This is a genomic window from Vibrio sp. Scap24, assembly GCF_013394185.1.
GTDB classification, from domain to species: Bacteria; Pseudomonadota; Gammaproteobacteria; order Enterobacterales; family Vibrionaceae; genus Vibrio; species Vibrio pomeroyi.
The window spans coordinates 736,306-753,920 of sequence record NZ_CP041333.1; the positions used below are offsets into that span (position 1 = coordinate 736,306).

Sequence of the window (17,615 nt, forward strand, 5' to 3'; positions counted from 1 at the left end):
ATGCAACACCGATTGATTAAACGACAAGTTTCACATATCATCTCACGCATTGGTATGTCGTTCTGTATTTTCTAGGTAGAGGTAAGTTGATGTCTAAGTTAGCTAAAACAAGAAAACCGACCTTACTTCATACATTGGCGAATTCAGCGCTACTTAGGAGTGACGATGTATAACCAAGGCGATCTTTGCCCACACTGCGGCTTAATCATAATGCTGCCTACAGATATTGAACCCAAATGCCTAGGCTGTGGCGAAGAAATCAACGAAGAAGATGACGGCTAACTCACACATTGTGTCACTTTCTACTTTTTGCCGAAAATATATGGAATTTTTCTGCTTTTCGTCATGTTTGATAAAGAAGTAATCAGATAAGATTCTGTTATTAAATGGGTTATTAGACAGAGCTTGAACAGTTTAGATTACTAGACAGAATTGTTTTAGGGACAAAATGCAGAATTATTCTGTCTAATATAGCTGTTAAGTGCCTAATCTTGCTATACCAATTCACCTGAAAACTAATTTTATGAGAGATGCAATTGAAAAGCTCATTCCAAACAATGATTGAACACCCTGAAAGCAATTCTCTAGATCGAGATTGTAAATGGATACGTCCGGAGTTTCACCCAATTGACGGAATTGGTGAAGAGGCTTTATGGAGACTTGAAGGGCTAATTGTTGCAATTGGATTTATAGACAATGAGCAACACTGTATTATCGGTAGCGGCGTTATGATTGCCCCAGGGCTTTGCTTGACAGCTACTCATGTTATAGAAGAAACAAAAGAGAAACATCCTCTATTATATACATTTCCAAGTGATAGCTGCATGAGAATTTGGACGCCTCAAGACTTCTCTGCTCAGCAAAAGGTATCTTTAGAATTATTGCCATTTCAAAAACCAGAGCCCAAATACAGTGATGTTGGGGTTTTATCATATTCACCTTTCTCCAAGTTCAAAGATAATGATGATTACCTTTTCGCCCCCATTGAAGTGTCCGTTCCCAAGATAGGTGAAAGGCTTTGGTCTACAGGGTATCGAGAAATATTAAATGATGGTGTACCCACCATATCATTCTTTATTACTTCCGGACTAGTGACTGAACAATACTTAGAAGGTAGGGGGGGACATATTAATGGACCTTGTATCGAAGTTGCTATGCAAGCTTTAGGAGGCATGAGCGGAGGGCCAGTATTTAATGCTGAAGGAAGAGTAGTTGGTGTTATTTCTTCTTGTTTAGAAGGTCAAGATGATTCGAAAGGCCCTACATATGTTTCTCTTGTTTGGACATCACTTTTATCAACAGTACATTCACCATGGCCAGAAGGTCATTGGCCAGAAGAAGTAGCAGGTATACAGACGGCTTCAAATGGTGAAGGTGCTCGACTGTTAGGAAAGGCAAGATTCGATGAACATGGTTCGTTTCGAGTTAAATTTCCAGAGCAAAGTTCGGATTCCATGTTGTCAGTATTAAAATCTGCTGGTGTTGAACTTCGAAATGACGACTATGAATTTTCGGATTTTGCTTACGAAAATTTTGAAGAGTTTCTAGAAGAAGAAGGTCTTAAATATTTATCAGTAGCAGAGAAGAGTATTTTTGAACGTGCTCTTATGAAAAAAGATTATTCGGAAACGTTAAAGTTATTTAATTGTTTTGATGCCTACATCATGGAGGGTCTAGAAGACTTGTCTATTGAGTCTGTTTCATTGTTAGATGATGGGAATTTAGGTATTAATGCATTATTTGATATGAGAATAGTATTTCTTCGGTTGCAAATATCTAAGGTGGAACATGAATATCATAAGCATGAAATCACCTCAGTTGGTAGTCTTCACAATCAAGAACAAGATGAAGATAATGTTTATTATGACCATTATGCTAGACCATTCTACAGAGTTAATTTTAAATATAATGTTCAGTCCGGCGAATGCGACGATATAAGGTTTCAACTTTTATCTATGAAAGTATAATACCGGCACTTAACAAAGCATTTAAGAGTGATTCGCAACGCTTGGCAGTTTCGCTTCGCTCAAGTATAGCCAAGCGCCGCTCACACCTTAATGCGGCGTTATGTTGTTGAATGAAGTACAGAGAAAACAATGAATAATGAATCATTACAAGCATTTCGAGAAAGGCTAGATAGTAATACTGGATTAGTTTCCAAGCGTAGAATACTGGTCACACTGTCGTTGTTACTTCTTGCGATACAATTTACTGGTGCTGTCTTTAAAGAAGCTAATACATTTATCTTTAAAATTGAGTTTACCAACCAAGGTGGGCTAAGCATATTTTTGCTCTTGGCTGTCGTCATTTTGATGATTCGTTATTACAGCTATGCACATGAATATCATCAAGAGCTATTCAAACTCATGGCTGAAAGAATGATGTCTGACTATAAAATATTTAGATTTAACCACCACACCGAGGAGATATCGGGGTTGCTTGGAGACGGTATTGATCTTTTTGGTGGTGATGAACCGGGTCTACAAGACGCGAAGTACGAAACTGACGGCTTTTTGAGACGTAAAATTGTCTATCAAAAGGAATACCATAACGAAGAAGGTAGCGAGTTGTTAGATGAGGACGTTTCATTAAACCGATACAATGAAAAGTGGACTCGATGGGACTTTCTAGTGCTTTATTCTTATGAATTGAGGTACCGTTTGGAAGCATTATTGAAATATAGAGAAAACCTTGATCTTTGGGGTCCTTATTTTCTAGGTTCTACAGCAATAGTTCTTACTTTGATAAAGCTTGATACCGCAACAATTCAAAACCTCTGGTTGGCAATAACAACATAACAAACTGTTTAAGAGTGATTCGCAACGCGTGGCATTTTTACTATGCGTTGCGTTCTGTGTTTAAGGTGGCATGCGGAAGCATCGGTATTGCGTTGCTCACATATATGGTCTCCCCCCAGTTTTGCAAGTCAGCAGTATGATTAAAAGCGCAGGTTAACTTCCATATATACGGCCTGTTGAGCGGCTATTGCCTTGGCCAAGATGAGGAAGTCGAACACGAAGTCCTAATCACCTTATCGACTTAATAAGACAGTGTGAGCATAAGGTTTTCAACGTGTAGGATTTGTCCTGTTATTCATCTTACTACGTACTTTGCAAAGGGTTGGTGATCATCATTAGCTTTGTGTTGGTCGATACTCTTCATTTTTAGTGATGACGGCCCACGCTATGCGCATGAGTTTGTTTGCGACAGCGGCTCTGTTTGGTCCTCGTCGCTCTTGGAGTTCAAGCATCCACTTACTGAGATTATCGGATTTAAATTTGGCGCGCCTCAGCGCTGCTCTTGCTCCATGAACGAGTAGGGAGCGGATATACGTGTTGCCTCTTTTGGTTATTCCAAGAAGAATGACTTTGTCGCCGCTGGTATCTTGCCTTGGTACAAGCCCCATTGCGGCGGAGGCATCTCTACCAGTTTTGAACTGTTGTCCAGAGCCAAGCCATACCGCAACGGCTTGGCTTGTGAGTGGTCCAAAGCCAGGAATAGACATAAGTCGCTTTGCGTTTTCGAACTGCTTGACGGTTTGGTTAAGTTTATCGTCGAACCATTTTACCTGTTCGTCGATGTATAAATATCGTTCGTACTGATGGGATAGCAGCTCTCTTAATATACAAGACAGTTGGTTTTCATCGTTCTCGAGTATTTCGGGTATGGCCTTTCTGAAGGTTGGGGCTCCTTTGGGCATAATGATGCCGTATTCAGAGATAAGGCCACGCACTTGATTAACGATACGAGTTCTTTCAGTGACGAGCAGACGTCTCATTCGAATAAGAGATTGGATGTCTTGTTGCTCGACTGATTTATGAGGAACAGGGTGAGGTCTTTTGTAGAGAGCGACTTCGGCAATGGCTTCAGCATCGTTATAGTCGTTTTTCTGTTTACGCCTTTGAGTTTTCACATGTTGGGGTGCGTAGAGTATGACTTCGTGACCGAACTGAGAGAATTCACGAGCCCAGTAGTGTGCGCCGGAACAAGCTTCCATGGCGATAGTACAGGTTTCTTTATTGGCGATGTAACTAAGTAGTTTACTTCGTTGAAGTTTTTTACGGCAAAAATTCTTCCCTTTATGATTGATTTCAAAAAGAAAGAAGATATTTTTTGCTAAATCGATGCCGATGATTTTATGCTGAGTCATGGTCTTCTCCTTTTACTTCGGACCTGAACACTCCAAGCATGGCTTACAGTCATGTGAAGTGGTAGGGGGAGACCATCTAATCACCTTAATTTGGCGTTAGGTGCAAAATAACGTACACAATACTTGATTTGTTTCATATCAATCCCCATATCTTTTGTGGGTATCTAATTCGTAAGGGAAATTGATGAAACAAAATGAGCTTCAGCTATCTTCGGTAAAACATACAGCACCTGATGGCATTGAAATGGGTGTAATGAACAATGGAACACCTTACTTAGGTGCTCGTGGTTTAGCAGCGCTATGTGGTGTAGCACCAAGCGTGATCATTACGTTAGTTAAAGATTGGGAAACAGAGTTGCGCTTTAAGCCTCGTGGGCAAGCAATTGAAAAACTTATCTTAGAGCAAGGTGGCGACCCAAATGAGCTTTATGTACCCATAAATGTTCACGGGAAGAGATATCACGCAATCAATGATACTAATTGCATGGCAATTCTTGAATACTATGCCTTTGATTCTCAAACGCCCTCTGACCAAGCTCGTTCAAACTATCGTAACCTTGCTAAACTTACACTTCGTACATTTATTTATGAACGTACTGGCTACGATCCAGAAGATGCGTTACCACAATACTGGAAAACGTTTCATGAACGTATTACTTTAAACGAACTACCGTCAGGCTACTTTAGCGTATTCTCAGAAATTGCTAATTTGGTTATTTCGGGTATCCGTGGCGGTATGCCTTTCGATCACCAAACAATGCCTGATATCAGTGTTGGTATGGCTTGGGGTAAGCATTGGTGTAGTAATGAGTTTGACGGTAAGTATGGTGAACGTCGTAAACACCTGCACGTTTTTCCAGAAGACTTTCCGCAACGAGATCCAATGGCTTGGATTTACCCAGTTGAAGCTCTCGGTGAGTTTCGTCGATGGATGGATGATGTATACGTATCTGAAAAATTCGGTACGTATTTGAATAACAAAGCAAAGAAAGGTGCGCTGACACATGTTGATATCCCAGCTTTGGTTCAAGCGGTGCAACCAGCTAGGCTAAATTAACGTGTCAACAAGCACCTAGCAAACAATTTAAGAGTGATTCCCAACGCTTGGCATTTTTCATTCCATCGTTGGGTTTTGTGTTTAAGGTGCAACGGTTTCGTTTCGTGGTAGTGTTGCTCACATCTTAATTGGGCGTTAGGCTCCTAGGCGAAAAATTTAAGTAAGGTTATATATGGGGAAATTAAGTGGTGCTTTTTCAGTAGCGAAAAGAGAGCTTAGTGCTGCAGAACGCCATTTCAAAAATATGAAAGAGTGTGAATCATTCGATGATATGGATATTGAATGGCGAGGCTTTATAGTGTCTATCGAAAAGGTATGGAAGAAAATTGAGAGAGCTGGTGTTGCTGTTAATCGTGGGAAGTTTGGTCAGTTTCAAAAGCCCTATAAGGCACAGAAAAAACAAGACCGATTACTAAACTACATTTTGCATGCTCGAAATAGTGATGAACACAGCGTACAAGAAGTTACAGGACATTTGAGTAACTATTCATGTACACCTATCGGGATAGTACAAAGAACTATGGGTAAACCTGATGTGTTTGTTCCAGTAAACCCATTAAGAAAACCAGCAATTAAAATGGATATTAAATTTGAGTTAGTTGATGTGACTGATAGAGGGCAAGCGTATTCCCCACCATGGGGTAATGGAGTGCCAGGACCAATGTCTCCAGTCGAAGCAGCAGAGACCGCGCTGAATTTTTATAGAAACTACATGAATGCATTTGTTGCTGAGTTCGGAGCCTAACAAAGCGTCCAAGACGGATTCTCCAATAGTTGGCTGAGTTTCGCTACGCTACACATTTTAGCCAACTATTTCCGTCCGCTTAAGTGGGCGTTAGCTGCAATGAGGTAAACCTCTCCCCATTGCGATTATCAGTTAGTAGATTTTAGCAGCACTCAATGTTTCTATATCAAAGTAATGTAGTTCAGTTCCTTCATTGCCCATAACCTTTATGTGCTTGCCACTATTCTTCAATTTGAAATTGACACAGGCTGACAAAAAGTTACTTCTATTCACGGTAATATCTGGGTGCTTTGACAAAAACTCATCCATGCAAATCAAACCATATAATTGATCATTGGTTTCTAAGTTTTCTAGTCTAATACTTGTTTCACTTTGGAACTGCTGTGTTTCATCTCTAAGTTTTTTGGTATCTGCTTTTACAGTTTTCAGCTCTTCAAGTGCATTATTTAAACCAGAAGCTACGTGTACAAGCATTTGAAGTGATGTTTGAGTTACATCCATGTTTGCGAAATCAGGGGTTGCAACACCAGTAGATGGATTTTCTGGAGGTGGGTACTGTTTATGCTCTCTTATTGATGGAAGTACTTCGTGAAATAGCCATCTCTGAAAAGCCTTGCCTGCTGGAGTTTCGTCTCTTGTTAGTACACGATAAAGTCCTGGCTCAGTTAAACAAATCTCACTCATTTCAACGCCTGTATCTGGATGAGGCATATTAAAATTTTTATGTTCATCAGAATCTAAAACTTGAATTTGAGCTTGGAGACGAGTCGCCATGGACTTCACGGGTTTACCACCATTAAGAATTTTATCCTCATCACTTAAAGTTTTGAGTATATCTCTTAAGCAAGTATACAAATGACCATCAGCTCTAAACGTTCTAATGTCATAATTTTTCTTGTATTTCAAAGTGAAAAAATTTTCCATAACAACCTGTAATGTGATATTCGTTAGTCCTGTATAGCATTATGCATCAAAACGGAGTTTTAAACATTTGATGTTGCACACATAAATGCAGCTAACAAACGTTTAAGACGGATTCACAACGCGTGGCATCTTCACCATGCGTTGATTTTAGTAGTTAAGGTTGTATGCGGTAGCTTCGGTTTTGCGTTGCTCACCACTAAAGCGGGCGTTATGTGTCTGATTTATACCTTACGATAAAATAAATTTGCTTTAGTTAACTTGCTTTTAGTGTATAACTCACGCCCATCAGCTTCTTAGCGATGTTGCCCTCAATGGATTTACAAGGGTGTTGTGTGAATGTTGCATCTGTTGATGGATTGACAATGTAAAAATACATCTACCTAATATTAATGAAAAAGCTTAGTCTTACATTTCTTCTTTCTTTCTCTTCAGTTGTCAGTGCTCATACTTGGTATTACTCGCCGGAAAACGAAGTGGCAAATTATAATGTTGATGCTTCTCGTATGGTATCAGTTAGCATTGTCGAAGGGGCGCCGATGATTCAGTTGTTAAACATGTCTGGAATGGACGGTTGTGGCTTTGATAGCAATCCTCCATCTAGTATGGTCGATGCTGTAGTAAACGATAATCCAACGCAAATATTTACGTTTTGTCAGTCATATCAGAGAGTCTATGTTATCGCTACAAAACAGGAGCAACAGTGGGTTATTGGTAACTTATGGAGAGGTCATCCAGTTATTGTATCTACAAATGGTAATTTATTTAAAATTGGTGTTAATAACTTTCAGTCTGCCGTGTCCAATATGAGTTTTTAACACAAGACACGTAACAAACGTTTAAAAATCAATCTAGCCAAAGAGGGCGCCATTAACAGGCGCCCTTTGTATTAGTTGGCAACGCTGTAAGTGTCGTGGTCACGCAGTAAGAATAGTGCGACACAAGCTGCGAGCATTGGCCAAGAGGCAAAGAACAGTAGGTTATTGAACGGGTCCATGTACTTAGCGAAAGAGGCGAAGGTGGAACCTGCATGCAAGACTAGAACCGCGCCGTAGGTGTACTTTTTCCACATGCCTACAACGAACGCGCCTAAAAAACCAAGCTGAGCAACACCCAGCGCCATCATCGCATTCACCGATATGTCGATGCCGTAGAAGCCAGACAACACTTTTACGGCGTGTTCAGGCACTAGGATCTTATCTAAGCCCCAGAACAAGAAGACGATAAAAATGCCGATTCTCAGTAGTAGTAGGCTGGTCGCCAGTTTGGTTTGAAGTGTCTTTTCCATGATATTCCTTTTGTGCACTCAAGATGCGATGGAGTTAAATGTCCATCAAAGGAGACCCATGGCCGTTGGTTTTTCTTTCGCGGTTTTTCAGTGCCTTATGTAACAAGGAATGTCTGGTTGAATAGCTTGTGATTGATCGCCTAAATGGCGGTTTGAGTATGGCTTGTTTGTTAAAAGAAGGTGGGTATCGATGACCCTAACACACCTAACCCGTGCGATTAGGCAGTTGCGGAGCATAAGCCATCATCATGCGCTGAGCCTGATGTTCATTCACTAAGATGCGGTTGATGAGCTTTTGAAGTTGCTCGATGTCTGGCAGTTGCTGATGCCTTACTTGTTTCTCAAGGGTAAGGGCTTGGTGAGAGAGCATTTTTAAGCCAAGGTTCAAAGACATCCCTTTAATGGAGTGCAGGGTTTGCCTTAGTGACTTGATATTATGTTGCATGTAGTACTCGATGAGCTGGTCTATCGACTCCTCAAGCTCTCTGGATGTGGACTCTAGCAGTATGATCAACTCGTGGTGGTTCTCTTTAAACGATTGAATGACTTCAGATTGGCTTATCTCTTCTTCAGTCAGGCTCAGTTTTTCAATAGGTTCGCGGTGAAGTTCTATCACGTTGCTGGTTGGGTCGATGGTTTTATCGCTGTTGGCTTGCTTTGGAAGGCGTGACGAGAACTGCTGCAATGCATCGAAGAAGCTTTCTTGCTGTAGAGGCTTAGTCAAAACGTGGTCTGCGCCTGCTTCAATAAAGCTGTCATGCGCCTCACGGAAAACATCGGCAGTATACGCAAAGATCAGAGTCTCTAAACCAAGCTGTTGCCTAATAAACAGTGTTGCCTCAATCCCGTTCATCTCAGGCATGTGGTTATCCATTAAGATCAGATCATACTTAGCCGTTTTGAGGTATTCCGTTGCGATTCTTCCGTTTTCAGCTAGCTCGACATGGTAGCCGAGGTTTTCACAAAAGCCTTTTGCCACAATCGCGTTAATTCGGTTGTCTTCCACCAGAAGCACATTCAATGGTGTATTGAACGGCTCTGCTGTGCTCAGTAGGTTGGGGTGTATGTCGGTCGCTTGGCGTTCTTGCCACATGATAGGAAGTGACACTTTGAATTTAGTGCCCAACCCAACAGCGCTGTTGAGCGTTATGTTTCCTTCCATCAACTCGACAAGCTTCTTAACAATCGCAAGGCCAAGCCCTGTACCGCCAAACTTTCTGGTGGTTGATGCGTCTGCTTGCTCGAACGAGTTAAAGATGTGCTGATGCTTATCTTGTGGAATGCCGACGCCAGTGTCCGTGACTGTCAGTAATAGTTCGTTCATGGGCTGGTTAAGCTCGGCTTGAATCAACACATGGCCTTCGTTGGTGAACTTGGTTGCGTTGCCGCCTAGGTTAAACAAGATTTGGCGTAACCGCGCACAGTCGCCAACAATGTCGATGTTGTTAGGCACCTCATTCTCAACAATTAAACGGATACTTTTCTCATCGGCCATGGGTTTGATTGCACTACAAACCGGCTTAATGACTTGTTCAAAGTTAAACGGCGCTATGTCCAATTCGAGCTTGTTCTCTTCAACTTTAGAGAAGTCTAGGATGTCATTGAGTATGGTCATGAGGTGCTGACCCGAATCGAGGATGACATTGATGTTCTCTTTGGTGGATGGCTCTTTGGTTTGAGAAGCGATGATTTGCGAGATTCCGAGCACGCCATTCATTGGGGTGCGTATTTCGTGACTCATGGTTGAAAGAAACTCGCTTTTTGCCTTGGCTGCGGCTTCGGCTTTTTTACGTTCCGCGATCAGTTCCTGATTGGATGCTTCCATCTGGCTGTTACTTCTTACTAGGTTTGTCGCCATTTTATGGAAGCTGTGGGTCAGCTGAGCCACTTCGTCTTTACCTTTCATTGAAGGGTTACGTTCTAAGGTTGAAGCGACTTGTTTCAAATGACCTGCCGACACTTGGTTTGCAGCATTGAGAAGTAGGTGAATACGTTTATTGATTCTGTTTGACGACCATGTAACAACAAGCAGCGAAATAAACGTTGAAAGTAGTGTTCCAAGAAACAGTACATAGGTGGTTTGGCTTGCGGAGTTTTCGGACTTTTCGACTCGAACCTGAATGAGTTTCTGTTCAATTTCTATGAACACGGCTATTTCGCTGCGAATCTCATCAATGATTTTCTTTCCGGTTTGTTTCTGAGTTAGCTCGATAACATTCTGCATTGTGGTGTAGCCATTACCGACGAGGCTACGTTGAGCGATTTCTTTTTCTCCGGCTTCTGCTAGCCATGCTTCGTGAAGATCATCTATGCGCTTTAGTCGTTCAACTTGGGGTGGGTTATCACTGACTTGATCACTCAAGGTACTGATTTTTTGATTCCACACATCAAGCGCAAGATCGTAAGGTTCTAGGAAGACAGGATCACCGGTAATCAGGTATCCACGTTGGCCTGTTTCCATATCAATCGCAAGGTTAAGGAGTTCTTGAGCGCGAGCAATGGCCTTGTGGGTGTGAACCACCCAATGGTTATCTTCAACGATGGACTGCGTGTTTTGATGGACAGAAAACGAGACGAGAACCATTAACGCAATAGGGGTGGAAAAACTGACTAATAACTTCCATTGTAGGGATATATCATCAAACCAACTCGCAAACATAAAGACACGCATTCCACACACTAAAAACCTATTGTTAGTGTAGGTTAGATTGTTGGGTGTACAAATGCATAGTGTGTGGTTGGGTATAGTAGTTAACGAAAAGTAGAGCTAGGGCACTAAAAACAGGGCTCTAGCTCTTTAGTTAGAGGCTTTAGGCAAACATTAATGATACACAATATATCGACTGCGCTTAGGCTACTCTAACGCTGTAGCTGAAGGCGATGACGCTGGAAAACCAAGGCTAGATTCCACATGCTGCTGCCTGAGTAAGCTTATTGTCAGGTTGATTGGCATCGGCTTATAAAAGTAGAAACCTTGGATATAATCGACACCCAGTTTAGACAAAATGTTCACTTGGGATTCGTACTCAACCCCTTCAACGATGACTTGCATGCCTAAGGTTTGTGACAACTGAAGCATGGACTCCAGCAAAGGGATACCAAGGCTTGATTCGTCTGAGATGTTTTTCACAAACACACGGTCGATCTTGAGAATACTGAAAGGAAATTGTCTCACAAAATCCAAGCCCGCATAGCCAGTACCAAAGTCGTCAATCGCGACTCTCACGCCCAAATCGGCAAGCTTGGTTAAGTTGTTTTTGATCTTCACCATATCCGCATCAGAACATTCGCCATCTTCTGTCACTTCAAAAACCACTTGCTTGAGAATGTCTGGATTCTTTTTGTAGATACTGATGACTTTGTTGGCGAAGTTACTGTTAGAGACAACGTTTCGGCTGATATTGACGCTGATGTATTTTGACTCAAATAGCTCGCGGTGATTCTTCATTGTGTACAGCACTTCACGCAACACAAAGTAGGTTAAGTCTTCAATCAGCCCTAAGCTTTCCGCAAGAGGGATGAAGATGGCAGGGGATACATTACCTTCAATAGGGTCGTTCCACCTGAGCAGCGACTCACAGCCTACGATTTCAGTTGTGTTTCGGTTAACGATAGGCTGCATGTGAACATGTAGGTGTTTGTTTTTGAGTGCGCTAGATAGCGAGTATTCTAAGCTACGTTGGCTCTGTTTTTTATGCTTGAGAGAAAGAAGGATGATGGTGGTAATTCCGGCCATCAAAAAGCCAAACCACAAGTAGCTCAACAAGAAGTGCAGATAATATTGATACCCAATGTATGAGGTGATAGTTAACGGGTAGATGTTCGATTGTATTCGCACTTTGGCAATGGATGCGTCGATATTCGAAGGATGGATATCTCTTTGGATCACATCAACTTTGGCTTGAATGCCATGATTGTGAAGGTTCGCTTCTACAATGTCATAGATAAAGTGCGGCGGAATCATCAGGCTCACCCCTGCATCTTCATTATTCGAGAAAATAAGCATGATGGATTGCACTTGGGTGATGGCCGAATTGGAATACGATAGGGTGGTTAAATTTGGATCGTCGTTGAGTCTTTCTCTGATGGTGCTGTAAAGGCGAAACGAGACTTCGCCATCGGTGGTCGAACAGTAAAACCGGTTCTGTTTGTTGAATACGGCGGCTTCTTTTACCCAATCGGCATCAAAAACGTTTTGTCGTAGCTCTCTAACAATTGAATCGCAAGATTGGTCTGGGGTGACACCTGATAAAAAACGGTCGAACCTTGATTGGATGCCTTCAAGTCGTGTTTCGACGAGCTTTGATGTGTCTTGGGTTAAATTCTGGTAGTGAGACGGTGTAAACGGGATAAGCAATGCCATAGAGAAGAAGAAAGAAATGGCAAAGTAGAATGAAGTATTGGCAAAATGTTGGTACTTGATATCCATAGTCGGAGAAGCGTTACCGATTGGGTGAGCATTCAATTTAATTTATAAATTTAACGATTACGTAGCAATAGTAATAATAAATATTGTGAATACGCGCATGAATTATTGATAAAGATAATATGTTTTCCATTTTTACCAGCGAAATCTTGATGTTATCTCGTTTTTTCTTGGCGGGATTGGTGATATTTTGCATTATTCATACGTATAACAAGCGCTTATATCCCGATAAATTTTGATGTTATTTGCTTAAAGAACGAAAGATATTTAAATATTGAGCCATGTTTATTCTAATTAGCTGATATGGTCACAAGTTAAACAAGGTTATAAGGAAATGTCATCGAACCATTCACGGGTGGCAATATTTAGGATGTTTATGAAAAGATTGATATCAGTAATCGCATTCGCTTTGCTGTCTGGTTCTGTATTAGCCGATGAACAGGCTGTCGATTGTGAAAATGCGATGAATACCATAGAGATCAACCACTGTGCGTCGATTGAGTTGGAAGCTGCAACGGTGGAACTTGATCAATACCTTGAAGCGAGCTTTGAACACAACGCTTATGACGAGGAGTTGGTGAGTTCCATAAAGGTCGCTCAAGAGAGTTGGCAAGCGTACATGACAGCGCATTGTGACTCTGTGTATACCCAATGGCGCGATGGCTCTATTCGTGGCTTGATGGCGCTTTCTTGCAAAACCAAACTCACCAAGCAAAGAACACATGAGGTGTGGGAAAACTTCTTAACCTATATGGATAGCACGCCGCCCGTTTTGCCAGAACCTAAGTTAATTAAATATTAGGCTAATCAAATAGAAGCTCCTGAGAGTGTGCGCTTGCTTCAACCGTTAGAACTCTAATAACAACGCGATAGGGGATTCCCTTATTCTGCCATTCTTAGGTTCAAGTTTAAGTGTTACCCAGTAAGGATTCGATTTTGGATAGTGTCAGCATCACCCTTGTTCAGCTTGAGGTGGAATACAAAAATAAGCAGAAGAACATCGCGTCAGTCTCTGAGCTTTTAGAAGCCGAGACGTCAGTGGGTGATATTACCTTACTGCCTGAACTTTTCTCTACGGGGTATATTTTTAACGATGCTGAAGAAATTCATGAGTTGTGTGAAGACTTCACGAATAGCCCTACCATTGATTCGTTAACGGTTTTAGCTGCGAAACATGAGACGCTAATCGTTGCTGGTATTGCAGAACTAGATAACGGCCAGTATTACAACAGTGTGGCTGTGATTGATGGTTCTGGATTGCGCCATAAATACAGAAAAATCAGTCAAACGAAATTTGATAAACAGTACTTTTCGAGAGGTTCAGAGCTGCTAACCTTTAAGCACAAGGGCTTAACGTTTGGTGTTGCGATTTGCTTTGATGTTTGGTTCCCAGAGATCATGAGAGCGTATCAGTCGGTAGACGTTGTTCTTCATCCTGCGAATTTTGGCGGGCATCATAGTTTTGCCATTACTCAAGCGAGAGCCTTGGAGGAAGGGAGTCATATAGTTACTTGTAATCGCGTTGGGCAAGATGTGGTTGATGCGTTTACCGCGACATACTGTGGTGGCAGTCGAGTTTATTCTCCAAAAGGCGACTTGATACTTGAGCTGAATGAACAGCAGTTTATAGAAACGGTGGTGATTCAGGATTTGTCTATCGCACCTCAATACAATGGGGTCGATGTGTTAGACGAAATACAGCAAATCGCATCTGTGTTGAATCGCTAAGAAGATAAGTGAAGTGCATTAGGATCGAAAAGGGCAAGGTTGTTTAACCTTGCCCTTTGTTGTTTTTAACTGTTGATTAGAGCTGTAAGAAAGCGCTTTAAATGGCTTTTACGCTGCTTCGCTCAACTAATGTAGGCTCTAACTCAACCACTTGCGGGTAAGCGTCTGGCGTTTGTAATCTGCTTAGCAATGTATCGACCGCCGCTTTACCTAAACGGTGTTTTGGCTGGTGGACAGTGCTTAGCGCTGGTGTCATGTATTTCGATAGGTGAATGTCATCGTAACCAATGATAGATAGGTCATTTGGAATCGAAGTACCATCTTGCGCCGCTGCGTGAATCACGCCCATTGCCATCATGTCATTACTCACAAACAGTGCACTTGGCATTCCACCACGTGCTTTCAGTGTTTGGTAAGAATCAAAACCGCCATCGCATTCGAAGTTAGATTCTACAATCCAGTTTGGGTTGATCTCTAAATTCGCTTCTTCCATCGCTTGCTTGAAACCTTGGTAACGAGACGAGGCTTGATTGCGATGAAGCGGGCCTGTAATACAACCAATCTGAGAGTGACCGTTATCAATCAGGTGCTTGGTCGCCATGTAGCCACCTTGATGCGAGTTGTCTTGGATCTTATCGCTGGCAAACAACATTGGGCCCCAGTCCATCACCACAACAGGCAGCTCTGGGTAACGTTCAAACACATCGATATGCTCACCTTCAAGGGTAGAACACATCAGCATTAAGCCATCGACACGCTTTTGTAGCAAAGTATCGATGGATGATTTCATGCGTTCGCTGTCACCTTCCGTGTTGCACAAGATCAGGTTGTAGCCTTTTTCGTAGCAACGACGCTCAACGCCTTTTACTACCTCGCCAAAGAATGGGTTAGTAGAAGTCGTCACCAGCATCCCAAGGGTTTTGGTTTGCTTCATTTTCAAGCTACGAGCCAATGCAGACGGCGCGTAGTTCAATTCTTTAGCTGCATTGTTAACACGCTCAGCTATCTCTTCACTGACAAAACGTGACTTGTTGATCACATGGCTCACGGTCGAAGTCGAAACCTTTGCGAGCCGAGCGATGTCTTTCATTGTTGCCATAAAAAATCCTTGTGGGAGTAACTTGCCACGTTGCGCGATATTCTGCCTGAAAACAGAGGCTTATGCTTGTAATTTGTTGTTAACGAATCTTAAGGTTAACAGTCAAAAATCAACTAAGCAGACAGTTGCTCTGCTAAAAACGCGTCTGTTTCTGCTCGGCTTGGAATCGACGTTTGAGCGCCAAAGCGAGTCACTGAAATTGCAGCCGCAGCGTGAGCAAACTTAATTGCGCGTTCTAATGGCATGTCTTCAAGTAAGCCTGTCACTAATGCGCCATTGAAGGTATCACCCGCAGCGGTGGTGTCTGTCGCTTCAACGCGGAAGCCTGCGATTAACTCACCTTCACCGTTTTTACTTACCCAAACACCTTTAGCGCCAAGCGTGATCATTACCGTCTCGATGCCTTTAGCATGCAGAGCCAAAGCTGCCTGATGAGCAGATGCGCTGTCGGTTACGGTAACGCCTGTTAGTACTTCGGCTTCGGTTTCGTTAGGTGTGATCACATCAACACAAGCAAGTAAGGTATCCGATAGTGGGCGAGCAGGGGCTGGGTTTAGAATCACGCGAGTTCCGCTCTCTTTTGCCGTTTTTGCTGCGTATTCAATGCCTTCAATCGGGGTTTCAAGCTGAGTCAGCAGGTATTTAGCACCACGAATTTTCTCTAGATGTGGTTCGATTTGATCGCAAGTCAGTTTGTCGTTTGCTTCTGCTGAAAGGCAGATGCTGTTTTCGCCCGTTGCGGACACTTGGATCATCGCGATGCCAGTTGGAGTGTTGTCTGCCACGATAACACCGTCGATGTCGATGCCGTCTTTAGCAAAGTCTTGACGAATGTTGATACCAAATGGGTCGTCACCGACGCAGGCAATAAAGCCGATATCTGCGTTTAATCGCGCTGCGGCTACCGCTTGGTTTGCGCCTTTACCGCCAGGGATGACCTGATAGTTACCGCCAATCAAGGTTTCACCCGGACGAGGGAACGAAGGAACTTGCAGTACGTGGTCAGCGTTAACGCTACCTAAAACAATCAGTTGAGTCATGATACGAGCCTTATGATATATCGTATTTGAAAATGCATGGGTCTTTCTCATTACGTTAATTCACATTACGTTGATTGCTCGCCTTGTTAGCGGCTTATGAGAAACAGCGATGCACTGTCAGGTTTTGCTTTTGTTTGAGTCAGCGAGCTAATCAAAGCAGGGAGATAGGGGACTCCCTGCTTTATATCGCGTTACCGAGTAACTATTATTTAGCGATGATTTTTAGAGGTACTGGTACGTACTCGTCTACTGTTTCGCCTTTCAGTACTTTGTCTGCCATTTCGATACCTAGAGAACCGATTAGGTCAGGCTGTTGTGCAACTGTAGCGCCAAGTAGGCCACGGTTAACCGCTGCGATGCCGTCTTCTGTGCCATCAAAGCCAACGATCATTACTTCTTTACCTGAAGCTTGAACAGCGCGAAGTGCACCTAGTGCCATTTCATCGTTCTGAGCGAATACTGCTTGTACATCTGGGTTAGCTGCAAGTAAGTTTTCCATTACGTTCAGACCTTTAGTACGGTCGAAATCAGCAGGTTGGCTTGCAAGAAGTTCAAGGTCGCTGCCGTTTACTGCGTTCATGAAGCCTTCACCACGTTCACGAGCTGCAGAAGTACCAGCAATACCTTCAAGTTGGATTACTTTCGCTTTTTCGCCCACTTTTTCCATGATGAAGTGACCAGCCATTTCACCACCGATTACGTTATCAGAAGCGATGTGGCTCACTACGTCACCACGGCTTGCGCCACGGTCTAGCGTCAGTACAGGGATGTTAGAACGGTTAGCCATGCGAATTGCGTTAGACACAGCATCTGAATCTGTTGGGTTTATCAGGATTGCCTTAACACCACGAATGGTTAGATCTTCAATGTTCGACAGCTCTTTGCTTGGGTCGTTTTGAGAATCCAGAACGATAAGCTTGTAGCCTAGCTCTTCAGCTTTCGCTTCTGCGCCATCTTTCATGGTTACAAAGAATGGGTTGTTCAATGTAGATAGAACGATTGCCATTGTATCTTGAGCCTGTGCAGACACAGATACCGTTGTAGAAAGAAGAGCAGCAGAAATAAGAGTCGCTAATTTTTTCATGGTGTAAGTCCTTTGTGTAGGGTGAGCTAAGAGGTGAGTCCTAGCTCGTTGTTACATTATTTATAGATTCTAATATT

General features: G+C 42.6%; 15 protein-coding genes. 7 read left to right on the forward strand and 8 right to left on the reverse strand.

The features are described from left to right. Positions 1–536 precede the first annotated feature (536 nt). Positions 537–1,967 (forward strand): serine protease, encoded by a 1,431-nt coding sequence (locus FLM53_RS18860; protein ID WP_176679858.1) that lies wholly within the window; start codon positions 537–539, stop codon positions 1,965–1,967. Positions 1,968–2,096: 129 nt separating this feature from the next. Next, entirely contained in the window at positions 2,097–2,798 is a 702-nt protein-coding gene (locus tag FLM53_RS18865; protein ID WP_176679857.1) for a hypothetical protein, read from the forward strand. Positions 2,799–3,133: 335 nt separating this feature from the next. Here FLM53_RS18865 and FLM53_RS18875 read toward each other — a convergent pair whose 3' ends face one another. Further along, a complete protein-coding gene (locus tag FLM53_RS18875; RefSeq protein WP_176679856.1) occupies positions 3,134–4,150 on the reverse strand; it encodes an IS110 family transposase in 1,017 nt (338 codons plus the stop codon). 184 nt (positions 4,151–4,334) lie between these two features. Between FLM53_RS18875 and FLM53_RS18880 the strand changes: the two genes are divergently transcribed. Together FLM53_RS18880 and FLM53_RS18885 are read left to right on the forward strand one after the other, a co-directional pair. After that, positions 4,335–5,207, forward strand: a complete 873-nt coding sequence (locus tag FLM53_RS18880) for a hypothetical protein (RefSeq protein WP_176679855.1) — start codon at positions 4,335–4,337, stop codon at positions 5,205–5,207. A 172-nt stretch (positions 5,208–5,379) separates the two neighbouring features. Further along, positions 5,380–5,952 (forward strand): hypothetical protein, encoded by a 573-nt coding sequence (locus FLM53_RS18885; RefSeq protein ID WP_176679854.1) that lies wholly within the window; start codon positions 5,380–5,382, stop codon positions 5,950–5,952. Positions 5,953–6,084: 132 nt separating this feature from the next. Here the strand turns inward: FLM53_RS18885 and FLM53_RS18890 are convergent, their stop codons facing one another. Next, entirely contained in the window at positions 6,085–6,876 is a 792-nt protein-coding gene (locus FLM53_RS18890) for a BRO family protein (protein WP_061038407.1), read from the reverse strand. Between the two features lie 389 nt (positions 6,877–7,265). Here FLM53_RS18890 and FLM53_RS18900 point away from each other — a divergent pair, with 389 nt between their 5' ends. Next, positions 7,266–7,691, forward strand: a complete 426-nt coding sequence (locus FLM53_RS18900; RefSeq protein WP_176679853.1) for a hypothetical protein — start codon at positions 7,266–7,268, stop codon at positions 7,689–7,691. A 71-nt stretch (positions 7,692–7,762) separates the two neighbouring features. Here the strand turns inward: FLM53_RS18900 and FLM53_RS18905 are convergent, their stop codons facing one another. From FLM53_RS18905 to FLM53_RS18915, 3 genes are all read right to left on the reverse strand, one after another. Beyond that, the gene (locus FLM53_RS18905; RefSeq protein WP_176679852.1) at positions 7,763–8,161 is read right to left on the reverse strand and encodes a hypothetical protein; all 399 of its coding nucleotides are present in this window, start codon (positions 8,159–8,161) and stop codon (positions 7,763–7,765) included. Positions 8,162–8,366: 205 nt separating this feature from the next. Then, positions 8,367–10,820 (reverse strand): CHASE3 domain-containing protein, encoded by a 2,454-nt coding sequence (locus FLM53_RS18910; RefSeq protein ID WP_176680080.1) that lies wholly within the window; start codon positions 10,818–10,820, stop codon positions 8,367–8,369. Positions 10,821–11,015: 195 nt separating this feature from the next. Continuing rightward, positions 11,016–12,590 carry an EAL domain-containing protein gene (locus FLM53_RS18915; RefSeq protein ID WP_176679851.1) on the reverse strand — a complete coding sequence of 525 codons (1,575 nt, stop codon included), beginning with the start codon at positions 12,588–12,590 and terminating at the stop codon, positions 11,016–11,018. Between the two features lie 373 nt (positions 12,591–12,963). Here FLM53_RS18915 and FLM53_RS18920 point away from each other — a divergent pair, with 373 nt between their 5' ends. Both FLM53_RS18920 and FLM53_RS18925 read left to right on the forward strand, forming a co-directional pair. After that, the gene (locus FLM53_RS18920) at positions 12,964–13,389 is read left to right on the forward strand and encodes a lysozyme inhibitor LprI family protein (protein WP_176679850.1); all 426 of its coding nucleotides are present in this window, start codon (positions 12,964–12,966) and stop codon (positions 13,387–13,389) included. Positions 13,390–13,523: 134 nt separating this feature from the next. Further along, entirely contained in the window at positions 13,524–14,315 is a 792-nt protein-coding gene (locus FLM53_RS18925) for a carbon-nitrogen hydrolase family protein (protein WP_176679849.1), read from the forward strand. Positions 14,316–14,412: 97 nt separating this feature from the next. On the opposite strand, the gene FLM53_RS18930 is transcribed toward FLM53_RS18925, so the two are convergent. From FLM53_RS18930 to rbsB, 3 genes are all read right to left on the reverse strand, one after another. Continuing rightward, positions 14,413–15,414 (reverse strand): substrate-binding domain-containing protein, encoded by a 1,002-nt coding sequence (locus FLM53_RS18930; RefSeq protein ID WP_132744138.1) that lies wholly within the window; start codon positions 15,412–15,414, stop codon positions 14,413–14,415. Between the two features lie 113 nt (positions 15,415–15,527). Beyond that, on the reverse strand, positions 15,528–16,454 hold the full coding sequence (rbsK, locus tag FLM53_RS18935) for a ribokinase (RefSeq protein WP_176679848.1): 927 nt from the start codon (positions 16,452–16,454) through the stop codon (positions 15,528–15,530). Positions 16,455–16,659: 205 nt separating this feature from the next. Further along, complete coding sequence (gene rbsB, locus FLM53_RS18940; protein WP_137026186.1) at positions 16,660–17,538, reverse strand: ribose ABC transporter substrate-binding protein RbsB; 879 nt, start codon at positions 17,536–17,538, stop codon at positions 16,660–16,662. Between the last annotated feature and the right edge of the window lie 77 nt (positions 17,539–17,615).